At 62.7% G+C, this 593-nt stretch carries 1 protein-coding gene; it reads left to right on the forward strand.

Annotated elements, in window-relative coordinates; genetic code table 11:
- Window positions 1-48: 48 nt before the first annotated feature.
- On the forward strand, window positions 49-593 hold a 545-nt coding region (locus IMZ11_RS43420; RefSeq protein WP_305075956.1), incomplete at its 3' end, for an AMP-binding protein.

Below are 593 nucleotides of genomic sequence, written 5' to 3' on the forward strand. Positions count from 1 at the left end.
GATGCGGAGTTGGGTCTGGCGGGGCAGGTGTGGACGCAGTGTCATTCGTTGGCTTTTGACTATTCGGTGTGGGAGATCTGGGGTGCGTTGTTGTTCGGTGGCCGGTTGGTGGTGGTGCCGGAGGCGGTGACGCGGGCTCCAGAAGAGCTGCTGGCCTTGTTGGTCACCGAGCAGGTGACTGTGTTGAGTCAGACACCGTCGGCGTTCTACGCACTGCAGTCTGTTGATTCCCTGCTGCCCGCGGCAGGCCGCCAGCTGAAGGTGGAGACGGTGGTGTTCGGCGGGGAAGCTCTTGAGCCGCAGCGTCTTCAGCCGTGGATGGACAGCCATTCGGATTCGCCGCGGTTGATCAACATGTATGGCATCACCGAGACGACGGTGCATGCCTCGTTCCGGGAGATCGGTGCTGAGGATGCTCAGGGCAGTGACAGCCCGATCGGTGTGCCGCTGGCGCACTTGGGCTTCTTTGTGCTGGATGCGTCGCTGCATCCTGCGCCGGTCGGTGTGGTGGGTGAGCTGTATGTAGTGGGCGCCGGATTGGCATGTGGGTATTGGCATCGCGGCGGATTGACCGCGTCGCGGTTTGTCGCCTG

This window comes from Microtetraspora sp. AC03309 (assembly GCF_020826795.1).
GTDB classification, from domain to species: domain Bacteria; phylum Actinomycetota; class Actinomycetes; order Streptosporangiales; family Streptosporangiaceae; genus Microtetraspora; species Microtetraspora glauca.